Below are 24523 nucleotides of genomic sequence, written 5' to 3'. Positions count from 1 at the left end.
CGGCGGGCTACTTCTTGTTCTTCCACTCCGCCAGCGCCTTGGAGACCTGGTCACGGTAGAAGAAGTTCTTGTCCTTCTGCCCCAGGTCCCACGCGGCCTGCGCGGCCTTGCGGGCCTCGGCGTACTTGCCCATCTGCGACAGGACGTCCGCGCGAATCCAGTGGGTGTACCAGGTGGGGTTGGCGGCCACGGCCGCGTCGGCGTGCTTCAGCGCGGCGGCGTGGTTCTTGGCGGTGCCCGCCAGATAGGCGGCGGCGCTCGCGTGCATGCTGGCCGTGCTCTTCTCCGCCTGCTCGATGTTGGCCTTCGCGAGGGCCGCCGTGTCCACGGTGATGGGCACGGAGACGCGCAGCTTCTCCCACTCCAGGTCCAGCCGCGTGCCGGTGTCCGTGGTGTCGGTGAAGAGGTACGTCAGGCGCTCGCGCGCCGGAATCGCCGTGGTGGTGGCGCTCACCGCGGCCACGTCCTTGGAGGCGTCATAGGGCGCGCCGCCCCGCCACAGCCCCAGGTCCGTGTTCAGCATCACCTTCCAGCCCTTCTGCGAGGGCAGGCTGACGATGGCGTACGAGCCCGCCGGGACGGCCTTGCCGCCGAAGGTGACGGGGTGGCTGAAGGTAATCTTCGTCGCCGCGTTGGCGCCGCTGCGCCACGCCTTGTCGTTGGGGACCAGCTCGCCCCAGACCTTCCGGCCCTTCACGGCGGGGCTGGAATATTCGACGGAAATCTCTGAGACGCCCACCTCCTGCATCACCTTCGCCGCGGGGCTGGGGGCCGGCAGCTTGAGCTGCGCCAGCGCGGGCATCGCCGACAGGGTCATGAGCGCGGAGGCCATACAGCCGAGAAGCTGGTTCTTCATCGTCCTCACTTCATCCTTTCCGACCCGGGAGGGGTCGCAGAGCCGGTGGAGTGTATAGACGAGGTCTGGCTCCACCTCACGTTCCACCTTGGCCCGCACCGCGTCATGCGGCGATCGGCCAGGGAGGGGCTCGGGCGCCCTCTACATACGAAGGGAGGTGGACATTCCGTGACATTGCGTGGTTCCTCCACGCGTCCACCCTGGCCATGCTGCGCGCCGAGGAGACCCATGAAGCTCACGCGGCTCGAGGTCCACCACTACCGGAACGTCGCCCCTGGCACCTCGCTGGTGTTCAGCCCGTCGTACAACCTGGTGTTGGGGGAGAACGGCACCGGCAGGACAACGCTCCTGGAGCTCATCTCCACGGTGCTCGGCTCGGACTTCTCCGGCCTCCTCCACGAGCCGTTCGCGCTGGAGTACGACCTGGCGTTTCCGGGCATGAAGCTGCACGTCTTCGTCCGGAACGAGGAGAACGCGCCGGCGCCAGACTCGGAGGCGCCGCCGCGAAAGGGCTCCGCGCTGATGCCGCTGCGCACGCCCGCGCTGGAGTCCTCGCTGCACCCGCGCATCGAGGTGGACGTGCGGTTCCATTCACCGTCGGCCAGGTTGGTGATGCGCGCGGACGCCGCGGGCATGGACTGCAAGGTGGACGGCGAGGCGGTGTGGTCGCGGAGCATGCACTGGTCGCTGCTGGACCGGTCGGTGTGGACGCTGCTGTTCATGGCGGCGCAGTACATCGACGCGGGGATGAAGGAGCGGCTCAAGGAGCTGCTGCGCCGCACGTTCCTGCTGGCGCCGCAGCGGTTCGATGAAGCGCTGGGGATGTTCGAGCGCATCGGCGCCATCCGCTACGCCATGGAGGTACGGGACGGCGAAGTGTTCCCGCTGGGGCTGATGGCGCTGCCCACGTGGATGCCGGGGTGGCTGCGCGAGCGGATGGAGCAGCCGTCTGTCACGGACGTGCTCGAGCTGACGCACGACGCGCGCGAAGGCAGCTTCCTGGCGAAGTTCGTCGCGCTGGCGGGCTTCGAGGCGGGCCGCTTCCGTGTGGAGGTGGTGGAGAAGCGCTCGTTCGAGAACGGCGGGCGCGTGGGCTTTGGAGGCTTCGGCTTCGAGTTCACGCGGCGCGACGGCCGGGTGATGACGCATGAGGCGCTGGGCTTCGGCCAGAAGCGATTGCTGTCGCTGCTGTACTACCTGGATGTGAATGAGGACTTCGCCATCGCGGATGAGCTGGCGAATGGCCTGCACCCACGCTGGGTGGAGGCGAGCATGCGGGAGCTGGGGGCACGGCAGGTGTTCCTCACCAGCCAGAATCCCCTCCTCTTCGAGCACACGCTCTTCCCGTCGGCCGAGGTCCTGCGGGCCTCGCTCCTGCTGTGTGGAAACACCCAAGAGGACGGGCCGGAGCGCATCGCGTGGAGAAATCCCACGCACGAGGCCGCGGGCCGGCTCTTCGACGCGCACGGGCTGGGCGCACACCCGCTGGCGGAGCTGCTGCGCCAGCAGGCGCTCTGGTGAGCCATCACGCCCGAGCACACGCTCCGACGCGGGGCATACCGCCTAGCTTGCCCGTGCATAGCGCCCCGGAGACTGGCCCACACGTCGACTGAACGCCGTGCTGAAGGTGCTCGCCGAGCTGTACCCGACGCGCTCGGCGACCTCGGCGATGGCGAGCTCCCGGCGGCGAAGCAGCCCCCTCGCAACGGCCATCCGCCAGTCCAGCAGGTACTCCATTGGGGGGAGCCCCACGGTGCGCGTAAAGCGCTCAAAAAACGCCGAGCGCGAGAGCGCCGCGCTCTTCGCGAGCTGTGCCACTGTCCACTGCCGCGTGAGGTGACCGTGCATCTGCCGTATCGCGGGTGCGAGCCGCGCATCCGCCAGGCCGCGCAGGAGGCCAGGAGGCGCGTCGTCGCTCGATGTCGACCGCAGCGCCTCGATGAGCAGCAGCTCCACGAGGCGCGAGAGCACGAGGTCGCGGCCCGAGCGCTGCGCGCCCGTCTCGTCGCCGACGAGTCGTACCAGCACCGAGAGCCGCTCCACGCCTCGCACGTGCACCATGGCCGGAAGCAACGACACCATCAGGGCCGCGTCAGGTGAGTCGAAGATGAAGTAACCACCGAGCAGGCGCACATCAGGACGGCCGCCACGCGTGCCGTGACGCACCTCCCCCTTCGGCGCGGGCGTCGTCTTGGGATTGATTCGCTGGAGCGCCACCGGTTCGAAGCCGGACATGGCGAAGCCCGGCGTCGCCGGCAGGAGCACGAAATCGCCAGCCTCGAGCGTGATGGCGGGCTGGCCGTCGACAGCGAGTCGGCAGCGCCCTTCGAGCACGGCGCAGAAGCTCGGCTGGCCAAAGTCCGAGTAGCGGACACCCCAGCGGCCCGCGCCGCTGATGCCCTTCGAGAAGACGGCTCGTGGTTGAAGCAGGGCAATGACTTCCGAGAGAGGGTCGGTCATGGGCAGAGGGGTGGCGCGGCACTGTATGCCCGGACGCTCGCGAAAGAAATACGGACCCTACGTGGTGGAGCGTCCTGTCGGCCGCGAGTACCTTGGGATTATCGACGCCGCGCGAATCGCGGCAATGCAAGGAGTCGACATGAAAGCGACGTACGGATTCCGGGCGACAATGACTGCGTTCCCGGGGCGCGGCGATGAGCTGGCGGCCCTGTTGCTCACCGCGACGCGCGGCGTGGACCCACGGGCCCAGGCGCTTCTCACGGAGCTCGCCCCGCTCGTCACTGGCGAGCCTCGGTATCAGGACGAAGTGCCCGTCGGCGGCAAGCTCAACGTGGGAGGGTTGTCATGAAGACGGTGCTCATCACGGGTTGCTCCTCCGGCTACGGGCTTGAGACCGCGCGCCATTTCCATGCGCGGGGCTGGAACGTGGTCGCTACCATGCGAACGCCACGCGAGGACGTCCTCCCCCGGTCGGAGCGGCTGCGCGTGGTGCCGCTCGACGTGACGAAGCCGGAGAGCATCGCGGCGGCGCTGGAGGCGAGCGGCCCCATCGACGTGCTCGTCAACAACGCGGGCATCGGGCTGATGGGGGCCTTCGAGGCGACGCCGATGGCCACGGTGCGCGACGTGTTCGAGACCAACGTCTTCGGTGTGATGGCGATGACGCAGGCGGTGCTGCCCCTGTTTCGCGCACGCAGGTCGGGAGTGGTCGTGAACGTGACGTCCAGCGCGACGCTGTCGCCGATGCCGCTGGTGGCGGTGTACACCGCGAGCAAGGTGGCCATCGAAGGGTTCACGGCGTCGCTCGCGTTCGAACTCGAGGCCTTCAACCTGCGCGTGAAGCTCGTCGAGCCGGGCTATTGCCCGAGCACCCGCTTCACCAGCAACGGCGGCCCCCGCATGGAGGGGCTGTTCCCTGAGCCGTATGCGCCCTTCGCACAGCGCATCTTCGCGTCCTTCGGACAGCCGGCCGCGGTGACGCGCGAGTCCGACGTGGCCGAAGCGGTCTGGCTCGCCGCGAACGACACGTCGGAGCAGCTCCGCTTCCCCGCGGGTCCCGACGCCGTCGCGCTGGCTCAATCGGCGTGAGCAGGTTCAACGATGCATGGACATCGCTTCGCGAGTATCTGCTGCTCGGCGTTGGCTGGCGCTCCGAGCCCGCCGCTTGGGAGTTGACCCGTCCCAACCAAGAGCACCGTAGGATCCGCCGAATCGGGCGTAAACGGCGCTCTTTCCGCATGGCGACTGACCGCCTCAGATGCAACTCGGCTGCACCACTATTCTGCCCGAGGAATGCATGTTCATACGTCCGTCCGCATTCATGTTCATCGCCATTGCCGGTCTGCTCGGATGTCGAGGCAGCGCTTCGAAGTGGCCGGAAGACCCCGAGGCTGTCCCAATGGGCGGGCAGGCGCCTGCCGCTGCCCCCAATGCTGTCGCTGCGGAAGCCTCGACCTCAACGGTCGAGTCCGCGCGGCTTGACTCCGCCAAAGCCCTGGCGGGGACGTGGACCTGCACCGGTTCGGTCCATGGGCCAGGTGGCGCGAGCCCCAGCGAGGTCACCCTGGAGGTCAGGCCCGACCTCGACAAGGCATGGCTGCGCACCGACTTCGTGGTGTTGTCCGGCGAGTACAAATACAAGTTCACCTCGTACCGCACGTTCGACGCGGCATCGAGCACATGGGTGAATGTCATTGTCGACAACCTGGGCGGTCACGCCAGGGCTTCGTCCACGGACGGCATCACCTGGCTCGGGGAGTCGAGCGGTCCCATGGGCGAGATGAAGATCCGGGACACAGAGCATGTCGTTTCACCAGGCATGATGAACATGCGTGGCCAGTACTCGCTGGATGGCCGGACCTGGAACACCGGGTATGATTTGTCCTGCAAGAAGTGAGAGTCGAGCACTTCGAACGCATACCCTCTCACTCACTGCCGACACGCCACCCCTCGAAGGACTCCCATCCTTCGGGAGGCGCTGGAATGCCCAGCGTGGCCAAGCACTCGCGGGCCAGAGCGTTCCAACCGGGCTCCACGAGGATGCCGGAAGGAGCGCCTTCCAAAGATTCAGCGAGCGTCTGCTCTTTGGGGCCTCACCCTCAGCGGTATCACGACCTGGTCTTCGCGGAACTGGATACCGCGACGGTCCACTGCCGGTCAGTCACAGCGTGTCGTGCAGCCCTACAATCAGCACTCAGACGCCTGGCCAGGGAAGTCACCACTCGCGGCACCGAGCTGAACCTGCTCCCCACCCGAGGAGCAACACCCTGGATTCCCTCCTATGTCTCGGCGCTTCTTCGAATTGCACGACGAGGTCCAGGTCCCCGGACGCGGGCACCTGGATACGCCCGCTGACACCAAGGGCCGCGAGCTGCGTGACCCCGACCGATTCGGGCAGGGAGCCCCCGTCCAGGTGAAGGGGCGGCTGAAAATCCCCATCGAAGAGCCAGGCCGACCGTTGGACTTCACGGAGGCGGGGGTCCGAATCCCAGTCGTCCACGTCAAGGTGGCGGCCCTCTTCACGGAGCTGGCTCCAGGAGACGTGCAGCTCATCCCCGTGGACATCCAGGGCCACCCAGACCAGTACCTGATTCTGGTAGCAACCCGCCTCATCCGCTGTATCGACGAGAAGGCCTCGCGCATCCGGCTGTGGACGGATGAAGACGGAGTGCCCGAGAAGGTGGGACACTACGCCTCTGTGCGTGATTTGCGCATCGACGAGACAAAAGCAGGAAACGCCAGGGTGCTCAGGCCCGAGGGCTGGACGGGAGCCCTCATCGTCGCCGAGGAAATCAAACACGCCCTGGAGCGCCTCCAGGCCACCGGCGTGAAGTTCACGCCGGTGTAATCCTCACAAACTAGAACTGCCCCGCCCGAGCCTGGTCGAAGTCCACGCGGTGCTTCATGTACAGCGTGTCCAGCATGTGATTGCTGATGGGGTTCGCATTGCCAGCCGTGAACCGGTGCACCACCGCGCCCTTGCCCGCGTCCTTCAGGAACGCCGTCGGGTCCACGCTCCCGCCCAGGCCCGTGAGCGTGGGCACCGGGTCCGCGTTGTTGACGTAGTGCACGTACTTGGGCCCATCCACATACCGCGTGGACGCCGCGCCGAAGGTCTCCACGCTCAGCTTGCCCAGCGTCTTCTCCACCTGCGCCGGGGACATGCCGTCTTCGATGCGCAGCCGCTTCGCCACGTCATCCAGCGCCCGCGCGGTGATGAGGCCGCCCTGGCTGTACCCCATCAGGTGCACCTCACGGCCCGCCTTCAGCTCGCCGTAGAGCGTGTCCGCCAGCGTATCCACCGCGGGGTTGCGGCCCTTGTCCAGCTTGTCCCCCACACACTGCGCCAGGTCCGCCACCAGCCCCTGCGTCGCGTTGTGAATCCCCACCACCTTCGCGTCCGCCGTCTCCGCGATGGCCTGCATCTCACTCAGCTGGCCCGACGTCGGCGTCATGATGCCGTTGACGTAGAGAACCGTCTTCGACGGGTTCGGGTTGTCCAGCGGCGTCACGCCCGGGACATCCTTCAGCGGCGTGCCGGGCGGAAACGTCTGCCCCTTGGCGCCCACGAACTTCCCGTCATTCATCCGGTCCGGCTTCGCGTCCCCGCCGAAGAGGCGCTTCAGCTCACTCACATGCGCGGCCTGGAAGACGTCCTTGCCCATCTCGATGAAGCGGGGCACGTCCGCGATGCCGCCCTTGATGGCCTCCACCACCCCGCCCAACAGGGCGTTCTTCGGAGCCGCCGTGGGCGCCTTCACAGTCGGAGGGGTGACGGCGCTGCGGCTGCGGTCAATGGTGCTCACGAGGACCTCCTGCCCGGTGGGGGACGGGTGTTCCCCTCATCTTCTCAAGCGCCCGGAGGGAAGTTGCGTCCTCCTCACCTCACCCAGGTCGATCCACACAGAGGGCACGCGACGCATCGCATCAATGCGGCACGGGCGGTGAGGGCTCATGTGAATCAGGGTCGTGGTGATTCAGCGTCTGCTCCGCCTGCTCGCGATGGAGGCGCCGCGTGGCCGTCTCCTCTTCTTCCGTGCGCTGGCGCCGCTTCACCAGGCCCTGCGTCTCATCCACGAACCAGAACACCACCCGGAAGAACGCCGCGATGACGGTGATGAGCAGCGTGGACAGCACCCAGCTGAGCACGTAGCCCGGCCAGCCCCCCACCGTCACCCGGATGACGGCCGTCCCCGTGAGCGGCACCAGGACGAACGCCACGTAGTGCGACACGCAGTAGGGGCACGACACCAGGTAGCCCAGCCAGGAGTCCTTGCCCCCCAGCCGCGCGCGCATCGGCGCGAAGATGCGCTCCCGGGACAGCGTCTGCGACACGCCCATCACCACGGCGGAGACGGCGAAGAGCTGGAAGAGGTCCCCCATCCCATCAAGGTGGCGACGACGCACCGGGCACGACACAGCGGGCCTCCGGGAAGGGCCCCGCCCGCCCGCTCCCACCTGCCTGCCCTCCGGGCCAACAGCGCCGTTGGCCAGTCAACGTTCGGAAGAGACTTCCGTGAGGCCGGCTGTAAAAACGACCGATTACCGCCCTTAAGCATGGGGCAGCATGGATGCAAACCCCTGGATTCACTTGGAAACGGTGGTGCCACCCCTTGGCACGCGGGTCGCAAAGGGCAACCCCCACGTAGCGTCATCGCGGTCCCCCAACCAGATCTCTTTTTCCCCGAGAGACACCATGCAGGCTTCCAACTCCTTCTCCTCCCCTGATTCGCTCTCCACCTACCTGTCGGAGATCAACCAGTACCCGCTGCTCACCCAGCCGAAGGAGCAGGAGCTGTCGAGGCGCTTCCGCGACGGAGACCTGGCCGCGGGCCACCAGCTGGTGACGGCGAACCTCCGCTTCGTGGTGAAGGTGGCCTACGAGTACCGCTCCTACGGCCTGAAGATGTCGGACCTCATCCAGGAGGCGAACATCGGCCTGATGAAGGCCGTGCAGAAGTTCGACCCGGACAAGGGCATCCGCCTCATCTCCTACGCCGTCTGGTGGATTCGCGCGTACATCCAGAACTGCATCCTCAAGAACTGGAGCTTGGTGAAGCTGGGCACCACGCAGGCGCAGCGCCGCCTCTTCTTCAGCCTGGCCCGCACGCGCCGCGAGCTGGAGAAGCTGGGCGCCGGCGACGCGAACGTCGTCAACGCCGAGGAGATTGCGCGCAAGCTGAACGTGAAGGCCTCCGAGGTGCGCGAGATGGAGCAGCGCATGGGCGGCCGTGACTTGTCCCTGGACGCGCCCATGGGCGAGGACGGCGACGCCACGCACCTGGACTTCGTGGAGTCCGAGTCCGCCTCCGCGGTGGACGAGGTCGCCGACCGGCAGCAGGCCAACCTCACCCGCGAGCTCGTGCAGCGCGCCCTGCGCCGCCTGGACCCGCGTGAGCGCTTCATCATCGAGCAGCGCGTCATGGGTGACGCGGAGATGACGCTCAGCGAGCTGGGCGAGCACTTCGGCTTCTCCCGCGAGCGCGCCCGTCAGCTGGAGATTCGCGCGAAGGACAAGCTCAAGCTCGCGCTGGCCACGCTGATGGCCGAGGCCGGCGTCGACGAGAGCACGCTCAACGCCTGAGCCTCACACCTTCCTGGGGAAGACGACGGCGCTCCAGCCCGGCCCGGCTGGAGCGCCGCCTCCCCGCACCGGCTCAGCGCTGCTCGAGCCGGAACTGCTGGCAATCGTTGTTGGACCACGCCCACTGCTGCACGGCCGCGCCGTCACCGCTGGTCCAGCAGTCCGCCACGTCCAGCACCTTCCCGCTGTGCCGCGCCTCCAGCCGGTGGAAGCCGTTGCCCAGCGAGACGGCGCGGAACTGCTGGTTGCCGCCGCCCGAATAGCTCCACTGCTGGAGCCGGGCACCGTCCGCCGTGCTCACATCCCGCACGTCCAGGGCCTTCCCGCTGTGGCGGGACACGAAGCGCACGTAGCCGTTGTCGGTGGACTCCATCGCCCACTGCTGGCTGGCACCACCGTGGCAGGCCCACTGGTGGATGAGCGCGCCGTCGGCCGTGCTCGGGCCGTCGATGTCCACGCACTTGCCCGTCAGCTTGTTCACCAGCCGGTACACGTTGCCGCCGCCGGGTGTCTGCACCACCTGCGCGATCGCGCTCAGCAGTGACGTGGCGCCCTGCGTGTCCTGGGACAGCTCCCAGATCATCACCCCGCCGCCCTGCTGCAACGCCAGCCGCGACTTGGCCTGGATGGTGGCGATGCCGTTGTACTGCACGTCCCCCACCCAGTCCTTGTAGGGCGCCTGGGAGTCACGCCCCACCAGCTCCGCGTAGCTGACGTAGGACGACGGCGAGCGGCCATAGAAGGGCACGCCCAGCACCGCCTTCGCGCGCGGCAGCCCGCGGTTCACCCAGTAGTTGAGCGACTGCACCGCGAACTCATACGTCGAATGCGGATGGCCGCCGTCGTAGGCCATGATGTTCAGGAAGTCGAAGTCGCTGAACGTCGACGTGGGGATGCCCTCGCCGTAGTAGCCGTTGGCGATGACGGCCGCGGTGAGCAGCTTGCCCCGCGCCCGGAGCGCCGCGCCCAGCTCCCGCACCAGCGCCGCGAAGTTCTGCGACGACTGCCCCGGGTCCGGGTACTCCCAGTCCAGGTCCACGCCGTCCAACCCCGCCGCGTTGACGAAGCTGATGAGGTTGTTCACGAACGCGGTGCGCGTGGAGGCGTTGGCGGCCAGCTGCTCGAAGCCGCTGTCGTCGCCGTTGTTCCAGCCGCCCACGGCGATGAGCACCTTCACGTCGCGCGCATGCGCCGTCTGCACCAGCGAGCGCAGCCGCGCGTCGTTGCTGCTCACCCCCGTGAGGCCGCCCTGCGCGGTGGGCAGCGCGAAGGCGTAGTTGATGTGCGTCAGCTTGTCGTACTGGAGGGCGTTGATGTCACCCGCCCACGTGGGCAGGTACCCCACCACGCGCGTCGCGAGGGCCGCATGCTCGGAGCTCCCGGTGGGCGCTCCTTCTCGCGCCGCCTCATCCGGTGCGCCGGAGCAGGCCAGCAGGGTGGTGACACACAGGGCCGCGAAGGCCAGGGACTTGAGTGAAACACGCTCGTTTCGCATGACGTCTGGCGCCTTTCCGGCTCACTGCCATTGGGAATAGCGGACCCAGTCGACCTCCAACGCGGGCGCCGTGTCGCGGATGTGGTTCAGCGTGGACTGCGGCACGCCGAAGTACGGCGTCGTCGCCCCGTTGACGCCGTGCGGATAGGTGCCTCCCACCGCCAGGTTCAGGATGATGAAGTAGGGGCGGTCATAGACCCAGCGGCCGTAGCGCTCGACCTCGGCGCGGGTCACCGTCTTCAGCAGCACGCCGTCGATGAACCACTTGATGTCCTGGGACGAGAACTCCGTGGCGTAGACGTGCCAGTCACTCACCGGCGAGCTCGGGAAGAACTGCTGGTTGATGGGCGTGTTGCCGGAGTACCCCGGGCCATGCAGCGCGCCCGACGTCCAGTTCGCGTAGCCGACGTTCTCCATGATGTCGAGCTCACCGCACTCCGGCCAGCCGACCTGGTTGATGTTGTTGCCGAGCATCCAGAACGCCGGCCACAGCCCCGGGCCCACCGGCATCTTGATGCGCGCCTCCACCTTGCCGTGCCCGAACTCCTGCTTGCCCGCGCTCTCCAGGCGGCCCGACGTGAAGGGATAGCCGTTGTTCCACTCGTGCCGCGCGATGAGCTTCAGCGTCCCGTTGCTCACCTCGATGTTCCGCGGCGACGTCGTGTACTGCTGCTGCTCGCTGTTCACATGGATGCCGGTGTTGGCGAACCAGTTGGCGGCGTTGATGCTGTTGCCGTCGAAGTCGTCACGCCAGCGCTCCACCCAGCCACCGCCGCCGCCGCCAATGACGCTGACGGAGAAGGACTCCCAGCACCCCGCCGACGCGCGGTTGGCGATGAGCTGCCCGCCCAGGTTCGTGTCCGCGGACACGAAGAGGTTGTTGCTGCGCGCCTTCAGGCCCACGGAGTCGCCGCCAAACTCCACCCACTCGAAGCGCTCCCAGTCCTGGACGCTGTTCCGGTTGGCGACGAGCTGTCCGCCCAGGTTGGTGTCCGCCGACACATACAGCCCCGACGACACGGAGCGCAGCGCGACCAGGCCACCGCCCGCGTCCACCACCTGGAACTGCTCCCAGTCCTGCGCCGTGGCCCGGTTCGCCACCAGCGGCGTGTTCGCGAGGTTCTGGTCCGCGGACACGAACTGCTGCGTCGAGCAGGCCCTCAGCGTGACGCTCCGCCCGATGGGCGCCGCCAGCCCCTGGGCCCGCGCCGCCACCTCCGGTGACTTCACCTCCGCGGAGGCCGCCTCCTCCGCCGGCGAACACCCCACCAGCAGACCTCCAAGTCCCAACGCCAGCACCCAGCCACGTCCCACCACCACCGAGTGTCCCTGTGCCATTCGACGTGCCTCCTCACTCCCAATGCGGGAAAGAGGGCGCCGGATATCACCTGAAAATCAGGAATTGAAGGTAAATGGCGTTTTATGGAGACACGGCTCTTTTGCATGGAGCGGGACTGGGGAGGCCTGCTCCCGGTGCCCTCACCCCACCCGCTCGAAGCGGAGGTCGGCGCGCCGGGCCTCCGCGGCGGCGAAGGCGAGCAGCCTCGCGCCCTCGTCGCTCAGCGCGGCGCGGTCCTCGCGCGACAGCCGCGCGAAGGGCGTGATGCACAAGGTCGCGGTGCCACGCGCACGTTCAATGCGCCAGGTTCCTCGAACGAAGCCATCGACGAGGAGGGTGGGACGCACGATGCCGTTGGTGGTGAAGACCCGCTTGCGAGCGGCATCGGAGATGATGCGCGTGCGGTCCGCGTGGGCCAGCAGCACGCTGTCGAACTCGGACAGGAAGCGGACGGGCGCGGGGGTGTCCGGGTCGGGCCTCCGGGCCTCGGGGGCGTCGAACAGCTCGACGCCGTGCTCGTCACGGAAGGTGCGCAGTCCGGGCCTCAACCGCTCCAGGACAGCGCCCATGCGTGACAGGCCCGACCAGGCCTGCAAATCCCTGACGCTGGCGGGGCCAAACGCGGCGAGGTAGCGCAGCACCAGCGCGTCTGGCGGCGCGGCGGCCTCGAAGCGCTGGCCGAGCCAGGACTCAGCGGTGGCGTACACCATCCGCTCGCCATGGCCCCACGTTCCACAGGGCGGCACCACGGCGAGCGGCACCAGGCTCGAGAAGCCCATGCTCAGGGCGCTCGCATCATGGCCGGGCCACTGCTCCTGGAGCCGCTGGCCCAGCTCACCGCGAGGACTGGGACACGCCTCCAGCAGCGCCCGCCCCCGCGCCACCAGCGCCTGGACGTCCACGCCCGCAAGCTGCTTGCCATGGGAGGCGTGCTTCAGCCCCCTGTCCAGCGCGGCTTGCAGCACGGGACGCAGCGCGAGGCAGTCTCGCGCGGTCACCAGGTGCAGCGTCCCGCGCATCATCCCGGCGCGCACCACCTGGCGCTCGGTGATGAGCCGGGTCAGCGCCTCTTGCTGGAAGCCCTCCAGCCGCATCCACAATCCACCGTAGGGAGGATGGGTGGCCTGGGCCTGGAGCCCCACCAGGTGCTCCAGTGCCTCCACCACGCCCGCTCGGGAGCGCTGCAACAGCCACTGACGCTGGAGCAGGGCCCGGTTGAGGGCCCGCTGCCCCAGGACCTGGGCCGGCGGGCTCCGCCGCCGCGAGGAGGCACGGACAGGCGGCGCGCTTCCTGATTCCTTCGTGGGTGAAGGCACCGGACTCAGCACCCGCTCCTTCCGTGCCTTGCTGGTGCGCCCACGTTTGACACCCGCGGGGACGAGCATTGGCAACATCATCAAGAAGGGAATCATGTCGGTTGGCACCTGGGGGTGGGATGCGAACACCCATGGGTCGGGAGAACCCAAGGGGCTTCGTGGACGCCATCCTGCGACCCGCCCCTGACAGTCCTATGTCAGGAATGTGCAAGCCGCTGGGCCCCGCTCAGCGCCGCGACAGGCCGTGGAGGGCCATCACGAGGTGCTCGAAGGTGCGCCCGGGTAGCAGGCGCTTCGACACCAGGCCGACGCGCTGCGACAGGTGTCCCACGGAGTAGCGCACGTCCACGCGCCGGCGCTCCACCAGCGACAGGAGCTTCCGGGCGACCTGCTCGGGAGGGACGCCCGCGCCTTCTGCTGACTCCACCAGGTCCATGACGTGCTCGAAGGCCTCCTGGTAGGCGGACCCGGGACCGGACTGACGGGCGCGCTGGCGGTACTCGCGCACGCGCGTGAGGACATCCCCGGGCTGCAGCAGCGTGGCCTCGATGCCGAAGGCGGCGACTTCCTGCCGGAGGCTCTCCGTCAGCCCCTCCAGGGCGAACTTGCTGGCGCTGTAGAGCCCCTGGAACGGGAGCCCGGCGGCGCCGCCCATGGAGCTGATGTTGACGATGAGGCCCGACCGCTGCGCGCGCATCGTGGGCAGCACCGCCCGGCAGACGCGCAGCACGCCGAAGAAGTTGGTGTCCATCTGCCGCTGGGCCTCTTCAATGGACACGTCCTCCACCGCGCCGGCCATCACGAAGCCCGCGCAGTTCACCACCACGTCGAGCCGGCCCTCGGCCGCGAGCACCGACGCCACCACGCGTTGAACGGAATCCTCATCCGTGACGTCCAAAACAGCCATCCGGTGGTGGGCACCCTCCGCGCGGGGATGGCGGCTGGTACCATGGACGGCGTGGCCATGCGCCCCCAGGAGCTCCGCGCAGGCCTGACCGATGCCAGAGGATGCGCCAGTGATGAGGACCACCTTGCGTCGCGACTTGCTCATGCGTGTTCCTGCCCAGGCTCGTGACGAGCATCAACGTGGGAGCGCATCGTGAACCTCATCGAGCCCTTCGCCTACGCGGGCGCGGCGGTGGGCACCGTCATTGGGGCCGTCCTGGGCTTTCCCCACGGCCTGCTGTGGGGCCTGGCTGGCATGGCGGCGGGCTTCGTCGGCGGCGGGCTCGTGCTGTCTGTCGTCATCTTCTTCCTGTTCCTGGCCGGGATGGCGCTGTTCGTCTGGCCGCGCGAACGGCTCAAGCAGCAACGGGGCCCGCGGCCCGCGACGGGTGATGCCCCGCGAGAAGACGACAGACACTGAGGCGTCTGTCCTTGCGAGTCGCCGGTGCGTTCACCGTCCGTGCCCCCTGTCCGAGGGACGGCGGGACGCATGCGGACCTCACTCCTTCCGCGCGCCCTTCCTGTCGCCGCCGCGCTCGGGCTTGCGGAGCTCGCGCTCCAAGGCATCCAGCCGGTCATTCCAGAAGCGCTCGTAGAAACGCAGCCAGTCGGCCGCTCCGGCCAGCGGCGCCGGCGCGAGGCTGCACCGGTGCGTGCGTCCCTCCACCGACCTGTTCACCAGCCCCGCGCGCTCCAGCGTCTTGACGTGCTTGGAAGCGCCCGCGAAGGACATGCTGAACGGCGCCGCCAGTTCGCCAATGCTCCGGGGCCCCGAGGACAAACTGCGCAGCATCTCCCGCCGCGTCGGGTCGGAGAGCGCGTGGAAGACCGCGTCGAGTTGCTCGGAACGTTGCTGAACCATGGGGGTGACCATAACGACCTCCGCCCAAAATTAAACCACCCAGTTAAACAACATGCCAGAGGGGTGGGCGGGCGAGCAGCGACGGGGAGGCGCTCGCGGACGACCCGCCCATCGGGCGACGGACGCGTTTCCAGGCCCAGGCCAGGAGCACCAGCGGGAGCAGGCTGGGATTTCCGCCCCCTGCCGCCGCGCACCCTCCCTGCGCTGTTGCATCCCGCTGCTTGGGGCAGGGCAGCCACAGCCGACACGCCGAGCCCGCCTTCACACACGGATGCTCGCCTTGCGCGTTGGTGCATGAAGGCCCGAAGTGGCCCGCCTCGAGCCCCGCCACCGCGCAGCTCCGGGTGCCGTCCTCCCGCGCGGCACACGACATGCTCACGGGGCAGTCCGCATGCGCTTGGCACTGCTGCTCGCAGGCGTCCACGGCCGGGTCCATCGGCGTCCGGACGCGCGCGCCTCGTGAGGCATCGTCCATGGCCGCCTGGATGAAGTCCGCGTGCACGTCGACGCGGGTGTTCGTGCCCGTGGCGCAATTGAGGTCGCCAAACGAAGTCACCCCCACCAGGCGCTCGTAGCCGTCCTGTTCGATGAACACCGGGCCGCCGCTGTCCCCGCCGCACGACATCGCCGGCGCCGCTTCGATGGAGAACATGCCCGCTTCAACCGAGGTGACCCGAGACAGGCCGCCACGGCGCAGCCCCGCGCCCCCGGCTCCGTCCACGCCGAAGCCCACCACCCGCGCCAGCCGCCCCACGCCGTCAGAGGGAAACGCCCGCGCCTCCCAGGCCAGCGGAGCGACTGGCGCATCGCTGGCGAGAATCAACACGCCCACGTCATTCACGCCCGGACGCCACGCGGGATGGAGGCGGCCCTCCACCACGCGGACGCGCTCCGCGGCGGAGGCGCGGGCCGTCTCGGCGGCGAACACCACCGAGAAGACCCGCGGCGCCTCCGCGTTCTCCACGCAATGCGCCGCCGTCAACACCACCCGGGGCGCCACCAGCGTCCCCGTGCAGAGCACGCGAGCCGCCTCGTCAGGCTCACCACAGAAGGGCGAGACGGGGACGATGGCGGCCACCGAGGGGAAGCCCGGCTCGGGCGCTCCGCCCACCACGGCCCGCCGCGCCGGGGTGAGCGGCTCCGGGGAGATGGGGACGACAGAAGGACCACACGCGCCCGCCGCCAGCAGGAGCCCCACTGCGGCGGACGTGACGTCACTCGCTGTCGAAGTCGCCCTGCGGAACGTCCGTGGCCGCGCCCGCGGCGTCCCAGTACTTCCACTCACCCGTCTTCTCCCCCTTCTCGTACTGGCCCTGCACGGCCAGCGCGCCATTGGGGTGCCACTCCGAATAGGCGCCCTGCGAGCGGTGCCCCGCCAGCGTCCCTTCCGCCCACTTCGAGCCGTCCGAACGCCAGGCGGTCCACTGCACCGGACCGGCGCCGGGCGGATGGAGCTCCTCGCGGTTCTTCGGGCCCTCCTCGTAGTAGAGGGTCCACAGGCCCTGCTTGAGCCCGCCGCGGTAGTCACCCTCGAACTGCTTCACGCCGTCCTCGAAGTAGGTGACCCAGCGGCCCTCCATCTTCCCGTCGACGTAGGCACCCTCCGTCTTCAGCTTCCCGGTGGCGTGCCACTCCACCCAGCGGCCGTGCTTCTGGCCATCGGGCCGGGCGCACCACTGGAGGACGCCGTCGGGCGGCGCGCGGCCCTGGAGCCGCGCGCCATCGGGACAGGGCCCGGAAGCCCGGTTGCAGCCCAGGGCCATCCCGGCGACCAGCGCCAGCGCCACACCTGCCAGGACGCGCTTCTTCAACTGCAAGAGCCCACGCCGCTGCAGCTGCAGTTGTTGCGCGCGAACGAATAGTCATCCGACGCCGCCGCGAAGCTGCCCAGGCCGTAGTCGTGCTTGGCGCAGTCCTGCGTGTAGGCCGTGGTGCCCACGCAGCGCGGCAGGCTGGTGACGCCGCAGCCCTGGCCGCAGCGGCCCTTGCAGCCGTTGCCCGAGCCACCGGTGCAGCCGCAGCCCCGGCCCACCGTTCGGTAGTAGCCGGAGCCGATGTACTGACGGCTGCAGGTGCAGGAGAGGTGCACCCAGCCGCGCTCGGACACGTACTCGTACGCCGTGAGGACCTCGCCCACGGGGACAATCTGCATGAAGCTCGTCTGGCGCTCGGCGGCTTCCTCCACGCGGGTGCGGCCCTCCGCGGGGAGCTCGTGGGCGAGCCCCTCCAACAACGACGCGAGCAGGTGCGCGTGGGACGCGTCCAGCGGGCTGCCCGACGGCGTGAACTGGCCCACGCCCTGGTTGAAGTCGATGTGGAATCCGATGACGGGGTCGCCAAAGTCGTACGTCACCTCGACGACGTTGGCCTGCGTCTCCACCGCGAGCATCCGCACCACCGCGCCCCCGGAGCCGTACGTGGCCTCCAGCGTCGTCGCGTCGTGCTGGAGGACCTGGAAGCCCTCCTGTTCAAGGGGCTGCCCGGACGGCGCATCGGAACAGCCCACCACGACAGCCAGCGACAGGGCACAGAGCAGCAGCCTCTTCATGTCTCTCTCGATTCCAGGGGTGCGGAAATTCTCAACTCCCGAGAACCTAGAAAGATGCATACATGGGCGTCAACAGGCTCACCCTGAAATTCAGAACATCCCCGCTTAGACTCGACACCCCGGCGACAAACGCCGGTCTCAGGAGAGGCCCATGCCCCAGAATCGCGCGACCCTGATGTGCCTTGCCGCCCTGCTGATGGGGGGCTGCGGTGGAGCCCTGGACGAAGCCACGGCGGAGCCCGCCGCGACGGAGTCCACGTCCCAGGCCCTCTATCCGGAGTACGACCCGGACATCCACTGCCGGGTCCGGTCCCAGTATGTGTCCTGCGGCAGCGGGCCGACGCACTACGCCTTCTACAGCCCGGACTGGGGCTACTACATCGAACGCGACATCTGTGGTGGCAACTGGCCGCTCTGTCCGCTGCTCTGATTCACAGGACGGGCATCCATCCCCGGCGCGGGCGGTGCTATCAAGCACCGCACCATGCCTGAAACGCCCCCTTCCCTGTTCGACGTGGTGCCCGCGGAGCTGGACTTTCCTTCCGACGAGCGCCGCATCCAGGCCTTCTGGAAGGACCGCCGCATCTTCGAGCGCTCGCTCGAAACGCGTGAGGGTGCCCCCAGCTTCGTCTTCTACGAGGGCCCGCCGACCGCCAACGGCCTGCCGCACAACGGCCACGTCCTCACGCGCGTCATCAAGGACCTGTTCCCCCGCTACAAGACGATGACGGGCCACTACGTCCCCCGCAAGGCCGGCTGGGACACCCACGGCCTGCCCGTGGAGGTGGAGGTCGAGAAGGAGCTGCGCATCCACGGCAAGGCGGAGATTGAGCGCTACGGCGTGGAGCCCTTCACCGAGCGCTGCATCGAGTCCGTCTTCCGCTACACCTCAGAATGGGAGCGGCTCACCGAGCGCATCGGCTTCTGGGTGGACCTGAACCAGGCCTACGTCACCTACCACCGTCAGTTCGTGGAGAGCGTGTGGTGGGCGCTGGCGGAGCTGCACCGCAAGGGCCTCTTGTACCAGGGCCACAAGGTGGTGTGGTGGTGGCCGCAGGGCGGCACCGCGCTGAGCGCCGCGGAGGTGGGCCTGGGCTACAAGACGGTGGACGACCCGAGCGTCTACGTCGCCTTCCCGCTGCGCGACGCGCCGGACACCGCGCTGGTGGTGTGGACGACCACGCCCTGGACGCTGCCGTCCAACATGTACGCGGCCGTCAACCCGGGCGTGGACTACGTCACCGTGGACGCGGGCGAGCGCAAGCTCATCGTCGCCGCGGCCCTGCGCGAGGCGCTGGCGAAGAAGCTCAAGCAAGAGCTGCCGGTGGTCGCCACGCAGAAGGGCAGCGCCCTGGTGGGCCAGCGCTACCAGCCGCCCTTCGAGCAGTACCACCAGCGCGCGGGCGACACGCGGCTGCCGCTGAAGGACGGCGGTGAGGACGCGCAGGCCTGGCGCGTGCTGGGCGCGGACTTCGTGACGCTCGACAGCGGCACGGGCATCGTCCACATCGCCCCGGCCTTCGGCGAGGACGACTACGAGGCCTTCCGCAAGGACAAGGCCCGCTTCGCCCAGCCCGAAGCGCTGGAGCTGTTCTGCGCGGTGAAGCCGGACGGCACCTTCTCCGACGACGTGCCGCTCGTGGCGGGGCGCTTCGTGAAGGAGGCGGACAAGGACATCCAGCGCCACCTGAAGGAGCGCGGGCTCATCCTCCTCACGGAGCAGTACAAGCACGAGTACCCCTTCTGCTGGCGCGCGGACGACGACCCGCTCATCCAGTACGCCCGTCCCGCCTGGTACATCCGCACCACGTCCGTGAAGGACGAGGCCATCGCCAACAACCGCGCCGTCAACTGGGTGCCCGAGCACATCAAGGAAGGCCGCTTCGGCGACTTCCTGGCCAACAACGTGGACTGGGCCCTGTCGCGCGAGCGCTACTGGGGCACGCCGCTGCCGCTGTGGGTCCACTCGGAGACCGGTGAGGTGGAGGCCGTCCCCTCGCTCCAGGCACTGCGCGAGAAGCCGGGCAACAACGTGGCCGCGGTGGAGGCGGAGCTGAACGCCTTCCTCGCGGGCAAGCCGCACGAGGCCAACGCCAGGCACCTCCTGGTCCACAAGCCGTGGATTGACAAGGTGACGTTCGAGAAGCCCGGCACCCCGGGGCGCTTCCAGCGCGTGCCCGAAGTCGTGGACGTGTGGTTCGACTCCGGCTGCATGCCCTTCGCGCAGTGGGGCTTCCCGCACGCGCCGGGCTCGCGGGAGATTTTCAACCGCGCCTTCCCCGCGGACTTCATCTCCGAGGCCATCGACCAGACGCGCGGCTGGTTCTACTCCCTGCTGATGGTGAGCACGCTCCTCTTCGACGAGGAGACGCAGGCGCGCATGGGCCTGTCGCCCCTGCGCGGCTGGCCGCAGCCGTACAAGAGCTGCATCGTGCTGGGCCACGTCTCCGACAAGGAGGGCCGCAAGGAGTCCAAGTCCAAGGGCAACTACACGCCGCCGGAAATCATCCTGGACGAAGTGCGCATGGACTTCGCCGTCCTCACGGCCGCGGAGGCCGGCGTGCCGGGTGAGCCGGGCGTGGCGCTCATCGCCCGCGAGGACCTGGAGGGCCTGGACCTCCAGGAGGGCGCCCAGGTGCGGCTCTTCCGCCCGGACCGCCCGGACGTGGCGCTCACGGCGACGGTGAAGGCGCACAAGAAGCTCAAGCGCCGCGTGCTGCTGCTGGCGCCCGCTGACTTGCAGGCGCTGGACGTGGCGCCCTCCGCGCGCGGCGCCAGCGTCATGCCGGTGGAGGTGCCTCGGCTGGCGCCCTCCGAGCGCGTGGTGCTGAAGGACCCCGCCGCCAAGGCGCCGGGCGCGGACGCGTTCCGCTGGTTCTTCTACGCGGCGAGCCCCACCTGGTCGAACACGCGGCACTCGCTGAGCAACGTGCGGCTGTTGCAGAAGGACTTCCAGGTCAAGCTGCGCAACGTCTACTCGTTCTTCACCATCTACGCGAACATCGACGGCTTCAACCCCGCGGCCGGCAACGCGGACGCGTCCGACTCGCCGTGGGAGGCCATCCGCCGCAGCCAGGGCTGGCGCGAGGTGAAGGCGCGGCCGGTGCTGGACCGCTGGATTCTGTCGGAGGTCCACCTCACCCTGCGCGACGTCACCCGCGCGCTGGACACCTACCAGGTCTACGACGCGGCCCAGCGGATGGTGGCCCTGGTGGACGCGCTGTCCAACTGGTATCTGCGCCGCAGCCGCTCGCGCTTCTGGGCGCCGGGCTTCGAACAGGACAAGCAGGACGCGTACTTCACGCTCCACGAGGCGCTCACCACCATCGCCTCGCTGTCGGCGCCCTTCATCCCCTTCTTCGCAGACGAGCTGTGGGGCAACCTGGTGCGCAAGCCCTGGCCCACCACGCAGCCGGAGAGCGTCCACCTGGCGCGCTTCCCCACGGTGGAGGCGTCTCTCATCGACGAGGGGCTCGCGGCGGAGATGGGCGCGGTGCGGGATTTGGTCTCCCTGGGCCTCAAGGTGCGCACGGACAACCGCCTCAAGGTGCGCCAGCCGCTGTCGCGCGCGGACGTCATCCTGGCGCGCAAGGAGCTGACGGACCGCGTGGCGGTGTACCGCGACCTCATCGCGGACGAGCTGAACGTCCACGAGGTGCGCTTCGTGGAGCCGGGCAGCCCGGAGGCGGACGTGGTGCGCTTCCGCGTCCGGCCCAACCTGCGCGCGGTGGGCGGGCGGCTGGGCCCCAAGCTGGCCCCGGTGCGCAAGGCCTTCGACACGGGCGACGGCGCCGCGCTGCACCGCGAGCTGCTCCAGACGGGCCGCGTGGCCCTGACGGTGGCCGGCGAGGACCTGGTCTTCACCGCCGAGGAGCTGGAGACGCTGGTGGAGGCCAACCCCGGCTACGCCGCCGCGGGCATGGGCGTGGGCGTGGTGGTGCTCCACACCGAGCTGACGGAAGGCCTGGTGGATGAGGGCCTGGTGCGCGAGCTGCTCGCCCGCGTGCAGGGCGCGCGCAAGGACCTGGAGCTGGGCTACACCGACCGCATCCAGCTCTGGGTGGACGGCGACGCGCGCGTGAAGCGCGTGACGGACGAAGCGCGGGAGCTGATTGCGCGGGAGACGCTCGCCTCCAGCATCCTCGTGGGCCCCGAGGGCCTCACCGGCAAGGAAGAAGAGGTCAGCCTCAATGGCCTGCCCGCACGCCTCCGCGTGGAACGGGCCTGAGCCGCGAAAAAACACGGGCTGCCTCATCCCCGCGATGAGGCAGCCCGCAAGGCACGGCACCCCGGCGCGGCCCCTCCCACGTGAGAAAGGGGACGTGCCGGCCTTCACTCCGTTCGCGGTGAAGGTCGTGTCGTTCCGGTACAGCAACGCCTGGGAGCCGCGTCACAGCACGCCGCGGCTCCGACTATTTCAGTATAAACTGTTTTTGCTCGATTACTGAAATATGAGACAGGTTGTCAATCAAGACCCGGGCCCCTCTCCACGGGCGCCCTATCTTGACCGGCCTGTCGCAATCCTCGATAAGCGGCTCGCGTCACAGTTGAGACTGCGACGCAAAACCAAAAACGGGATTGCGGATGTTCTCGGCATTCACCTCGCTCGCCCTGCTGCTCTCGGCGGCCCCCGCGGGGCCAGCACCCGCGGCGGCGCCCGCGCCCTCCGAAGCCGCGCTTTCCCAAGTCCAGCCGCCCAGCCGCATCGACAGCGTCACCGTCCCCTATCCAGAGGTGGAGTTGGCGGCGGGGCGCCAGGCGGACGTGGTGCTGCGGCTCACCATCGACGAGCACGGCGTGGTGACGGCGTCGGAGGTGGTGCGGTCCGCGGGCGAGTCCTTCGACCAGGCGATTCGCGCCGCCAGCCTCACCTTCCGCTTCGAGCCCGCGCGCGTCGGCGGAGCCGCGGTCGCCTGCCAGATTGAGCTGGTCCACTCGTTCCGGTTGGACGCGGCCACCGCGTCAGCGCCGGAGGCCGCGCCCCCCTCCGAGCCACCACCGCCCGTGCAGGCGGAGGCGCCGGCCGCGCCACCACCGCCTCCGGAAGAGAAGACGATGGAGACCACGGTGTCTGGCCGCTCGGAGGCGGAGCGGAGGCGCCAGTCCGCGGAGGCGGTGCGCGTGGTCAGCACCACCCGCGCGCGGGCCCGCTCGGTGGACATGGGGCAGGTGCTGGCATCACAGGAAGGCGTGGAGGTTCGCCGCAGCGGCGGCCTGGGCAGCACCATCCGCTTCTCACTGAACGGCCTCACCGACGACCAGATTCGCTTCTTCCTGGACGGCGTGCCGCTCGAGCTCTCCGGCTATCCCTTTGGCTTCGCCAACGTGCCGGTGAACCTGGTCGACTCGATTCAAATCTACCGGGGCGTGGTGCCCTCCCGCTTCGGCGCCGACGCGCTGGGCGGCGCCGTCAACCTCACCTCCGCGCCGCTTCAAGACGGCGCGCATGGCGCCGTGTCGCTCCAGGGCGGCGCCTTCGGGACGTACCGGCTGACGCTGGGCGGCAGCTACCGGCCCGCCGCTGGCGGCCTCTATACCCGGGCCCACCTCTTCGCGGACACCACGCGGAACGACTACCGCGTGAATGTGGAGGCCTCCGACGACAGCGGGCAGCTTCGCCCTGTCACCGTCAGCCGCTTCCACGACGGCTACCAGGCGCTGGGCGGCGGGCTCGAGGCCGGCTTCGAACAGGTCGGCTGGGCGGACCGCGTCGCCCTGCGCGTCTTCGGCTCCGGCTACGACAAGGACCTCCAGCACAACCTGGTGATGAGCGGAGGCCCCTTCGGCGAGGCCCGCTACGGCGCGACCGCGCTCGGCACGCAGCTCCTCTACGAGAAGGCCCTCACCGACGCGGTCCGCGTCGACGCGCTGGCCGGCTACGCGTGGCAGGCCTCCGACTTCCAGGACACGTCCCAGTGGGTCTACGACTGGTTCGGCAACCGGCTGCGCGAGCGCACCCAGCCGGGCGAGCTGGGCGGCGACGCCACCGACCAGACGCTCTGGCAGCAATCCTTCCATGGCCGCGCCAACGCGAGCTGGGCCCTGAGCCCGTCCCAGACGCTGCGGCTCGCCTTCGCCCCCACCCTCACCCGCCGCACCGGCGAGCAACGGCGGCTGGCCAGCCCCATCGACCAGGACCCGCTCTCCGCGGACCGCGACCTCCTCACCGCCGTCACGGGCCTGGAGTACCAGCTCAACGCCTTCAACGACGCGCTGGAGCTGATTGTCTTCGCCAAGGACTACCTCTACGCGGCCAAGGCCCAGCAACCGCAGCCCACCGGCGAGTGGCTCAGCAAGGACCGCGACTTGCACCAACTGGGCGGCGGCGCGGCCCTGCGGCTGCGCGTGAGCGAGCCCCTCTACGTCAAGGTCAGCTATGAGCGCGCCACGCGGCTGCCGCGGATGGACGAGCTGTTCGGCAACGGGGTCCTCATCCGGGAGAACCTCGACCTGGCGCCAGAGCGCAGCCACAACGTGAACGCCGGCCTGGCCACCGCGCCCTTGCGCACCCGGCTCGGCGTGTTCCGGGGGGAGCTGAACGGCTTCGCCCGGCTGGCGCGGGACCTCATCATGCTGGCGGGCAGGGACCGCGACTGGACGTTCCAGAACGTCTACGGCGCGCGGGCGCTGGGCGTGGAGGGGGCGACGGGCTGGAGCGCCCCTGGCGGCTGGCTGCACGTGGACGCCAACGCCACCGTCCAGGACCTCCGCAACGTGTCCAGCCAGGGCACCTTCGGCGCCTTCGAGGGACAGCGGCTGCCCAACCGGCCCTGGTTCTTCCTCAACGCCACCGCGCGCCTGTCCCTGCGAGGGGTGGCCACCGCGGAGGACGAGCTGTCCCCCTTCTGGACCGCGCGCTACGTCCACGGCTTCTTCCGCTACTGGGGAGGCCTGGGCTCCGTGGAGACGAAGCAGACCATCGACAGCCAGTTCGCGCAGGCGGCGGGCGTTGGCTACAAGGTCCGCCTCAACGGCTTCTCGCTGGGGCTCAGCACCGAGCTGGACAACCTCACCGACGCGAGGCTGTTCGACTTCTTCGGCGTCCAGCGGCCCGGCCGCTCGGGCTGGCTCAAGGCCACCGTGGAGTACTGAAGCACGGCGCCGCCCGCGTCACTCAC

The 24523-nt window shown here is 69.1% G+C and carries 23 protein-coding genes; 11 read left to right on the top strand and 12 right to left on the bottom strand.

Annotated features, from left to right (window positions below):
* Positions 1-7: 7 nt before the first annotated feature.
* Positions 8-865, bottom strand: a complete 858-nt coding sequence (locus HV826_RS12560; protein ID WP_176417251.1) for a DUF2911 domain-containing protein — start codon at positions 863-865, stop codon at positions 8-10.
* A 219-nt stretch (positions 866-1084) separates the two neighbouring features.
* Between HV826_RS12560 and HV826_RS12555 the strand changes: the two genes are divergently transcribed.
* A complete protein-coding gene (locus tag HV826_RS12555) occupies positions 1085-2377 on the top strand; it encodes an AAA family ATPase (RefSeq protein WP_176417250.1) in 1293 nt (430 codons plus the stop codon).
* 42 nt (positions 2378-2419) lie between these two features.
* Here the strand turns inward: HV826_RS12555 and HV826_RS12550 are convergent, their stop codons facing one another.
* Positions 2420-3316 (bottom strand): AraC family transcriptional regulator, encoded by an 897-nt coding sequence (locus HV826_RS12550; protein WP_176417249.1) that lies wholly within the window; start codon positions 3314-3316, stop codon positions 2420-2422.
* A gap of 139 nt (positions 3317-3455) precedes the next feature.
* Here HV826_RS12550 and HV826_RS12545 point away from each other — a divergent pair, with 139 nt between their 5' ends.
* From HV826_RS12545 to HV826_RS12525, 5 genes are all read left to right on the top strand, one after another.
* Complete coding sequence (locus HV826_RS12545) at positions 3456-3665, top strand: hypothetical protein (RefSeq protein ID WP_176417248.1); 210 nt, start codon at positions 3456-3458, stop codon at positions 3663-3665.
* On the top strand, positions 3662-4405 hold the full coding sequence (locus tag HV826_RS12540) for an SDR family oxidoreductase (protein ID WP_176417247.1): 744 nt from the start codon (positions 3662-3664) through the stop codon (positions 4403-4405). The genes HV826_RS12545 and HV826_RS12540 overlap by 4 nt, the downstream gene beginning before the upstream one ends.
* Before the next feature lie 232 nt (positions 4406-4637).
* Positions 4638-5213, top strand: coding sequence for a DUF1579 domain-containing protein (locus tag HV826_RS12535; RefSeq protein WP_255217181.1), 576 nt, complete (start codon positions 4638-4640; stop codon positions 5211-5213).
* 86 nt (positions 5214-5299) lie between these two features.
* A complete protein-coding gene (locus HV826_RS12530; RefSeq protein ID WP_368670901.1) occupies positions 5300-5671 on the top strand; it encodes an AHH domain-containing protein in 372 nt (123 codons plus the stop codon).
* Positions 5598-6164: an imm11 family protein gene (locus HV826_RS12525; RefSeq protein WP_176417245.1), complete on the top strand. Its 567-nt coding sequence runs from the start codon at positions 5598-5600 to the stop codon at positions 6162-6164. Before HV826_RS12530 ends, HV826_RS12525 begins: the two co-directional genes overlap by 74 nt.
* Before the next feature lie 10 nt (positions 6165-6174).
* Here HV826_RS12525 and HV826_RS12520 read toward each other — a convergent pair whose 3' ends face one another.
* Both HV826_RS12520 and HV826_RS12515 read right to left on the bottom strand, forming a co-directional pair.
* A complete protein-coding gene (locus tag HV826_RS12520; RefSeq protein ID WP_176417244.1) occupies positions 6175-7122 on the bottom strand; it encodes a hypothetical protein in 948 nt (315 codons plus the stop codon).
* A gap of 121 nt (positions 7123-7243) precedes the next feature.
* A complete protein-coding gene (locus tag HV826_RS12515) occupies positions 7244-7699 on the bottom strand; it encodes a hypothetical protein (protein ID WP_176417243.1) in 456 nt (151 codons plus the stop codon).
* Between the two features lie 313 nt (positions 7700-8012).
* Here HV826_RS12515 and HV826_RS12510 point away from each other — a divergent pair, with 313 nt between their 5' ends.
* Positions 8013-8900: an RNA polymerase factor sigma-32 gene (locus tag HV826_RS12510; protein ID WP_163777306.1), complete on the top strand. Its 888-nt coding sequence runs from the start codon at positions 8013-8015 to the stop codon at positions 8898-8900.
* A 73-nt stretch (positions 8901-8973) separates the two neighbouring features.
* Here the strand turns inward: HV826_RS12510 and HV826_RS12505 are convergent, their stop codons facing one another.
* The 4 genes from HV826_RS12505 to HV826_RS12490 all read right to left on the bottom strand — a co-directional run bounded on the left by HV826_RS12505 (position 8974) and on the right by HV826_RS12490 (position 14101).
* On the bottom strand, positions 8974-10395 hold the full coding sequence (locus HV826_RS12505) for an RICIN domain-containing protein (protein ID WP_176417242.1): 1422 nt from the start codon (positions 10393-10395) through the stop codon (positions 8974-8976).
* Between the two features lie 21 nt (positions 10396-10416).
* Positions 10417-11733 carry a family 16 glycosylhydrolase gene (locus HV826_RS12500; protein WP_176417241.1) on the bottom strand — a complete coding sequence of 439 codons (1317 nt, stop codon included), beginning with the start codon at positions 11731-11733 and terminating at the stop codon, positions 10417-10419.
* A gap of 141 nt (positions 11734-11874) precedes the next feature.
* Positions 11875-13146: a winged helix DNA-binding domain-containing protein gene (locus tag HV826_RS12495; RefSeq protein ID WP_255217180.1), complete on the bottom strand. Its 1272-nt coding sequence runs from the start codon at positions 13144-13146 to the stop codon at positions 11875-11877.
* Positions 13147-13276: 130 nt separating this feature from the next.
* Positions 13277-14101, bottom strand: coding sequence for an SDR family oxidoreductase (locus tag HV826_RS12490; RefSeq protein WP_176417239.1), 825 nt, complete (start codon positions 14099-14101; stop codon positions 13277-13279).
* Positions 14102-14149: 48 nt separating this feature from the next.
* Here HV826_RS12490 and HV826_RS12485 point away from each other — a divergent pair, with 48 nt between their 5' ends.
* Positions 14150-14416, top strand: coding sequence for a hypothetical protein (locus HV826_RS12485; protein ID WP_176417238.1), 267 nt, complete (start codon positions 14150-14152; stop codon positions 14414-14416).
* 78 nt (positions 14417-14494) lie between these two features.
* Here HV826_RS12485 and HV826_RS12480 read toward each other — a convergent pair whose 3' ends face one another.
* From HV826_RS12480 to HV826_RS12465, 4 genes are read right to left on the bottom strand one after another with little or no spacing between them, the layout of a single operon-like run.
* Positions 14495-14869 (bottom strand): helix-turn-helix transcriptional regulator, encoded by a 375-nt coding sequence (locus HV826_RS12480; protein ID WP_176417237.1) that lies wholly within the window; start codon positions 14867-14869, stop codon positions 14495-14497.
* A gap of 31 nt (positions 14870-14900) precedes the next feature.
* A complete protein-coding gene (locus HV826_RS12475) occupies positions 14901-16055 on the bottom strand; it encodes a trypsin-like serine protease (protein ID WP_176417236.1) in 1155 nt (384 codons plus the stop codon).
* A 16-nt stretch (positions 16056-16071) separates the two neighbouring features.
* Positions 16072-16668, bottom strand: a complete 597-nt coding sequence (locus tag HV826_RS12470; RefSeq protein ID WP_255217179.1) for a toxin-antitoxin system YwqK family antitoxin — start codon at positions 16666-16668, stop codon at positions 16072-16074.
* On the bottom strand, positions 16665-17405 hold the full coding sequence (locus HV826_RS12465) for a hypothetical protein (RefSeq protein ID WP_176417234.1): 741 nt from the start codon (positions 17403-17405) through the stop codon (positions 16665-16667). The genes HV826_RS12470 and HV826_RS12465 overlap by 4 nt, the downstream gene beginning before the upstream one ends.
* Positions 17406-17556: 151 nt before the next feature.
* Between HV826_RS12465 and HV826_RS12460 the strand changes: the two genes are divergently transcribed.
* The 3 genes from HV826_RS12460 (at position 17557) to mxcH (ending at position 24497) form a co-directional block, all read left to right on the top strand.
* The gene (locus HV826_RS12460) at positions 17557-17835 is read left to right on the top strand and encodes a hypothetical protein (RefSeq protein ID WP_176417233.1); all 279 of its coding nucleotides are present in this window, start codon (positions 17557-17559) and stop codon (positions 17833-17835) included.
* 54 nt (positions 17836-17889) lie between these two features.
* Positions 17890-21633: an isoleucine--tRNA ligase gene (gene ileS, locus HV826_RS12455; RefSeq protein ID WP_176417232.1), complete on the top strand. Its 3744-nt coding sequence runs from the start codon at positions 17890-17892 to the stop codon at positions 21631-21633.
* 356 nt (positions 21634-21989) lie between these two features.
* Positions 21990-24497 carry a TonB-dependent siderophore myxochelin receptor MxcH gene (mxcH, locus tag HV826_RS12450; protein WP_176417231.1) on the top strand — a complete coding sequence of 836 codons (2508 nt, stop codon included), beginning with the start codon at positions 21990-21992 and terminating at the stop codon, positions 24495-24497.
* The last annotated feature ends 26 nt before the right edge of the window (positions 24498-24523 follow it).

Origin of the sequence: Myxococcus sp. AM010 (genome assembly GCF_013372585.1) — a bacterium.
Lineage (GTDB): Bacteria > Myxococcota > Myxococcia > Myxococcales > Myxococcaceae > Myxococcus > Myxococcus vastator.
The sequence above is the reverse complement of the archived record's forward strand: the minus strand, read 5'-3'. Positions and strand labels throughout refer to the sequence as shown.

Excerpts from the sequence above, each read along its gene's own strand:
- HV826_RS12525 (WP_176417245.1), top strand. The coding sequence starts at position 5,598 with ATGTCTCGGCGCTTCTTCGAATTGCACGACGAGGTCCAGGTCCCCGGA.
- ileS (WP_176417232.1), top strand. The coding sequence starts at position 17,890 with ATGCCTGAAACGCCCCCTTCCCTGTTCGACGTGGTGCCCGCGGAGCTG.
- HV826_RS12540 (WP_176417247.1), top strand. The coding sequence starts at position 3,662 with ATGAAGACGGTGCTCATCACGGGTTGCTCCTCCGGCTACGGGCTTGAG.
- HV826_RS12495 (WP_255217180.1), bottom strand. The coding sequence starts at position 13,146 with ATGATTCCCTTCTTGATGATGTTGCCAATGCTCGTCCCCGCGGGTGTC.
- HV826_RS12510 (WP_163777306.1), top strand. The coding sequence starts at position 8,013 with ATGCAGGCTTCCAACTCCTTCTCCTCCCCTGATTCGCTCTCCACCTAC.
- HV826_RS12465 (WP_176417234.1), bottom strand. The coding sequence starts at position 17,405 with ATGAAGAGGCTGCTGCTCTGTGCCCTGTCGCTGGCTGTCGTGGTGGGC.
- HV826_RS12555 (WP_176417250.1), top strand. The coding sequence starts at position 1,085 with ATGAAGCTCACGCGGCTCGAGGTCCACCACTACCGGAACGTCGCCCCT.
- HV826_RS12550 (WP_176417249.1), bottom strand. The coding sequence starts at position 3,316 with ATGACCGACCCTCTCTCGGAAGTCATTGCCCTGCTTCAACCACGAGCC.
- HV826_RS12460 (WP_176417233.1), top strand. The coding sequence starts at position 17,557 with ATGCCCCAGAATCGCGCGACCCTGATGTGCCTTGCCGCCCTGCTGATG.
- HV826_RS12545 (WP_176417248.1), top strand. The coding sequence starts at position 3,456 with ATGAAAGCGACGTACGGATTCCGGGCGACAATGACTGCGTTCCCGGGG.
- HV826_RS12530 (WP_368670901.1), top strand. The coding sequence starts at position 5,300 with ATGCCCAGCGTGGCCAAGCACTCGCGGGCCAGAGCGTTCCAACCGGGC.
- mxcH (WP_176417231.1), top strand. The coding sequence starts at position 21,990 with ATGTTCTCGGCATTCACCTCGCTCGCCCTGCTGCTCTCGGCGGCCCCC.
- HV826_RS12490 (WP_176417239.1), bottom strand. The coding sequence starts at position 14,101 with ATGAGCAAGTCGCGACGCAAGGTGGTCCTCATCACTGGCGCATCCTCT.
- HV826_RS12515 (WP_176417243.1), bottom strand. The coding sequence starts at position 7,699 with ATGGGGGACCTCTTCCAGCTCTTCGCCGTCTCCGCCGTGGTGATGGGC.
- HV826_RS12535 (WP_255217181.1), top strand. The coding sequence starts at position 4,638 with ATGTTCATCGCCATTGCCGGTCTGCTCGGATGTCGAGGCAGCGCTTCG.
- HV826_RS12480 (WP_176417237.1), bottom strand. The coding sequence starts at position 14,869 with ATGGTCACCCCCATGGTTCAGCAACGTTCCGAGCAACTCGACGCGGTC.
- HV826_RS12505 (WP_176417242.1), bottom strand. The coding sequence starts at position 10,395 with ATGCGAAACGAGCGTGTTTCACTCAAGTCCCTGGCCTTCGCGGCCCTG.
- HV826_RS12500 (WP_176417241.1), bottom strand. The coding sequence starts at position 11,733 with ATGGCACAGGGACACTCGGTGGTGGTGGGACGTGGCTGGGTGCTGGCG.